Below are 4,385 nucleotides of genomic sequence, written 5' to 3'. Positions count from 1 at the left end.
GCTGCTCCGACCTCGACCAGCGTCGCCGTGCTCCCCGCGACCACCGCCTCCGCCCGGGTCGTCCTCAGCTCCGTCTCCACCACCTCCGGCACCGTCGCCAGGCGGGGGTGGGAGATCCGTCAGACGGGCCTCCGAAAGCGCTCCGAATAACAGTACGGTAACGAGCGGCGCGTGTCACGCCCGATCGTGTCCGTCTGTGATCGCTAGACCGCCTAGGAAGTGGTCCCCGGTGCGTAATCGGGCGCATCCGGAAGGCCGAAGGCGCGCTCGAGCGTCTCGATGCCGGAGTCGTGCAGGTACCCGGAGAGCTGGGTCCCGACGTACCGCAGGTGGTACGGCTCCGACTCGTACCCCGTGATCGGAGTGGCGTCGGGCTTGTAGCGCACGAGGAAGCCGAAGCGATGGGCGTTGGCGCCGACCCACTGCCCCTCCGGAGTGTCGCCCCAGCAGATCTCGAGCGCGCACGCGCCCGACGCTCCCACCACGTCGACCGCCCAGCCGGTCTGGTGCTCGCTGTGCCCCGGGCGCGCACTCGTCGCATCCGCTCCCGCCTGCCCGCGCGAGGACACCCAGCCCGCGTAGACGCTGACCTGGGTGTCGTAGGAGCGGTAGGCGCTCTGCACCGCCAGCGAGAGGCCGGCCTCGGAGCGGGCGGCGGCGAAGAGCGGGACGAGGGCGTCCGCGGTCGCCTGGCGCATCGGCTGCCGGTTGACGTAGGGCACGTCGGGGAAGGTCAGGTCGGCGGGGACGTAGTCGACCGGCGCGAGCGTCCGCAGCTTGTTGACGACGACCCAGGTGCTCGCCGGGTCGTCGACGGACTGCGCGGTGAGGTCGATCCCGGAGGCGGTGGGAGTGGGTGTGGGAGTCGGAGTGGCGGTCGGCTCCGCTGTGGGCGCCGAAGTGGTCGCGGCGGCGGAGGGCGACGGAGCGGGCGGCGCCGTCGAGGGGGTCGGCGAGGGCGCCGGCGCTCCGTTCCCGATGGCGGCTCCGACCCCCAGCGCGGTCAGGCCCGCCGCGGCGGCCACACCCCCGATGACCAGGGCTCGGCGGCGGACGGGGCGCCCATCGGTCGGCTCGTTCTCGTTCGACGTCATCCTCCGAGCCTAGACAGACCCGTTCCTGCGCATCTGCTGAAGCACCGGCGATCGGTTCTGTCCACCCGTGCCCCTCCACGCGGGTCGCGCATATCCTCTAAGGATTCACATAAGCAGACCCCCTAGCTTGAGTGACAGCCACGACTCCGTGTGCGACCGCCCCCTCGGCCGCACGGCCCCCCACGGAGCCGTCGATGGAAGGACCCCATGCTCCGACCCCTCACCGCACCCTCCGTCCCTCTCGCCGCCCTCGCTCGGACGCTCGAGATCGGCGACGAGGGCGGCCTGACGGCCGAGATCAGCGGAGTGACGCTGATCGCCTCCGACGTCGAGCCCGGCGACCTCTTCGTCGCCCTGCCCGGGGTCAACCGCCACGGGGCCGAGTTCGTCGAGCAGGCCGTGGCCCGCGGCGCCTCCGCCGTGCTGACCGACACCGCGGGCGCCGATGCCGCGCGCGCGACGGGTCTGCCCGTCCTCGTGGTCGACGACCCCCGCTCCCGCCTGGGCGCCGTCGCCGCCGCCGTCTACGGGACGGCCGAGCGCTCCCCCGTGCTGCTCGGCGTGACCGGCACCAACGGCAAGACGTCGACCGTCCACATGCTCGAGGGGATCCTCCGCCAGCTCGGCGTCGTGCCCGGCCTCAGCTCGACCGCTGAGCGTCACATCGGCGACACCTCGGTGACCAGCGGCCTGACCACCCCGGAGGCGACGGAGCTGCACGCGCTCGTCGCCCGCATGGAGGAGGAGGGCGTCGGCGCGGCCGCGATCGAGGTCAGCGCCCAGGCGCTCACCCGCCACCGCGTCGACGGCGTGGTCTTCGACGTCGCCGGCTTCACGAACCTCAGCCACGACCACCTCGACGACTACGGCGACATGGACACCTACTTCGGCGAGAAGGCGCAGCTGTTCCAGCCCGATCGCGCGCGCCGGGCCGTCGTCTCGCTCGACTCCCCCGCGGGCGCGCGCCTCGTCGAGGTCGCCGGCGTGCCGGTCACCACGATCACCTCCCTCCCGGGCGTCGACGCCGACTGGACCGTGACGGTGCTCGAGCAGGAGTTCGGCCGCACCCGCTTCCGGATCGGCAACCGCGAGGGCCGTGCCATCACGACCTCCGTCCCGATCATCGGCACCCACATGGCCGCCAACGCCGGACTGGCGATCGTGATGCTGATCGAGTCCGGTCGGCCGATCGGCGAGATCCGCGCCGCGCTGCACCGCGACGGCGGAGTGGACGCCTCCCTCCCCGGCCGCACCGAGCGCGTCTCCGGCGACCGCGGCCCCACGGTGTACGTCGACTTCGGACACAGCGCCGACGCCTTCGCGCGCACATTGGAGGCCGTCCGCGAGGTCACTCCCGGCCGCGTGGTCATGGTGTTCGGCGCCGACGGCGACCGGGACGCGCTCAAGCGCCCGGCGATGGCCGGAGCCGCCGTCCTGGGCAGCGACGTGCTGGTCGTCACCGACCACCACCCGCGCTTCGAGGACCCGGCCTCGATCCGGCGCACCCTCGTCGACGCCGCCCGCGCCGCACGTCCGGACGCCGAGATCCACGAGGTCGACGACCCCAAGCGCGCCATCCGCGTCGCCGTCTCCCTGGCGCACGAGGGCGACGCCATCCTCTGGGCCGGTCCTGGGCACCAGAACTACCGCGACATCCTCGGCGTGCGCACGCCGTACTCTGCCCGAGCCGAGGCCCGCGCAGCGCTCCGTGAGGCCGGCTGGGCGGACGAGGCGGTCCCCGCTCCGGCCTGATGCACGGCCCCGGCACGGCGGCCCTGAGATCCCGTTCAGGCTCGCCGGACGCTCTGTCGCGCTCTCCGCACGCGGTGTAACTTTGCGCAGCACGCAACGTTTGCGGCGGATCGCCGTGCCTGGACGCGTCCGCCAGACAAGGGGACCACCGTGGCCGACTCCGCCTCCGCTCCATCCGCTCCGACCTCGACGCCGTCCGGCGCCGTGATGTCGCACCGGCAGATCCTGTTCGTCATCTTCGGGCTGATGGCGGGGATGTTCCTCTCCTCGCTCGACCAGACCATCGTCGGCACCTCGATGCGCACCATCGCGGACGACCTCGACGGCCTCTCGCAGCAGGCGTGGGTGACCACCGCCTACCTGATCGTCTCGACGATCGCGACGCCGATCTACGGCAAGCTCTCCGACATCTTCGGACGCCGCCCGCTCTACCTGATCGCGATCGTGCTGTTCCTGATCGGCTCGACGCTCGCCGGCTTCTCGACCTCGATGCTCGGCCTCGCGGGCTTCCGCGCCGTGCAGGGCCTCGGCGCCGGCGGACTCATGTCGCTCGCGCTCACGGTGATGGGCGACATCCTGCCCCCGCGCGAGCGCGCCAAGTACCAGGGCTACTTCCTGGCCGTCTTCGGGATCTCCAGCGTCGTCGGACCGCTCATCGGCGGCCTGCTCGCCGGCACCTCCGAGATCCTCTTCATCACCGGCTGGCGCTGGGTCTTCCTGATCAACCTCCCGATCGGCGCCGTCGCGCTCTTCATCGTCGTGCGGTTCCTCCACCTGCCCAAGCCCGCCGGCAAGCGCTCGGTGCGGATCGACTGGTGGGGCGCCTCCCTCGTCGTCATCGCCGCGGGACCGCTGCTGCTGATCGCCGAGCAGGGCCGCGAGTGGGGCTGGGGCTCGCCGATCGCGTGGGTCTGCTACATCGTCGGCGCGCTGGGCGTCATCGGCTTCATCGCGGCCGAGCGGATGATGGGCGACGACGCGCTCATCCCCCTCAAGCTCTTCCGCTCGCCGACCTTCTCGATGGCGACCGTGCTGGGCGTCCTCGTCGGCTTCGGCATGTTCGGCGGCATGATGGCGATCCCGCTGTACCTGCAGCTGGTGAACGGCGCCACGCCGACCGAGTCCGGCTTCCTGATGCTGCCGATGATCCTCGGCCTGATGATCGCCTCGATCGTCTCGGGTCAGATCATCTCGCGCACGGGCCGCTACCGCGCCTTCCCGATCGTCGGCACCTTCCTGATGTCGGCCGCGTTCTTCTACTTCACCTTCGTGACGATCGACAAGCCGGTGATCTTCATGATGGGCGGGATGCTGATGCTGGGCCTCGGGCTCGGGCAGATGATGCAGACCCTCACCCTGGCCTCGCAGAACTCGGTCGACGTGGCGAACATGGGAGTCGCGACCAGCGCCTCCACGTTCTTCCGCCAGATCGGGGGCACCCTGGGCACCGCCGTGATCTTCTCGGTGCTCTTCAGCCGCATCCCCGACACCATCGCCGCGGCCTTCAAGAACCCGGCGCTCGCGGCGGATCTGCAGCGG

Annotated in this window: 3 protein-coding genes; 2 read left to right on the top strand and 1 reads right to left on the bottom strand. The window is 71.5% G+C overall.

Annotation, left to right across the window (positions count from 1 at the left end):
* Positions 1-212: 212 nt before the first annotated feature.
* A complete protein-coding gene (locus tag C5C37_RS16890) occupies positions 213-1,094 on the bottom strand; it encodes a D-alanyl-D-alanine carboxypeptidase family protein (protein ID WP_104226215.1) in 882 nt (293 codons plus the stop codon).
* Positions 1,095-1,301: 207 nt separating this feature from the next.
* Between C5C37_RS16890 and C5C37_RS16885 the strand changes: the two genes are divergently transcribed.
* Positions 1,302-2,846, top strand: coding sequence for a Mur ligase family protein (locus C5C37_RS16885; RefSeq protein WP_104269404.1), 1,545 nt, complete (start codon positions 1,302-1,304; stop codon positions 2,844-2,846).
* Between the two features lie 207 nt (positions 2,847-3,053).
* The coding region (locus C5C37_RS16880; RefSeq protein WP_146085266.1) for an MDR family MFS transporter at positions 3,054-4,385 on the top strand (1,332 nt) is incomplete at its 3' end.

Source organism: Rathayibacter sp. AY1F9, from assembly GCF_002932155.1.
GTDB lineage: Bacteria > Actinomycetota > Actinomycetes > Actinomycetales > Microbacteriaceae > Rathayibacter.
Note: the sequence above shows the minus strand (reverse complement) of the source record. Positions and strands in the feature narration are given on the sequence as shown.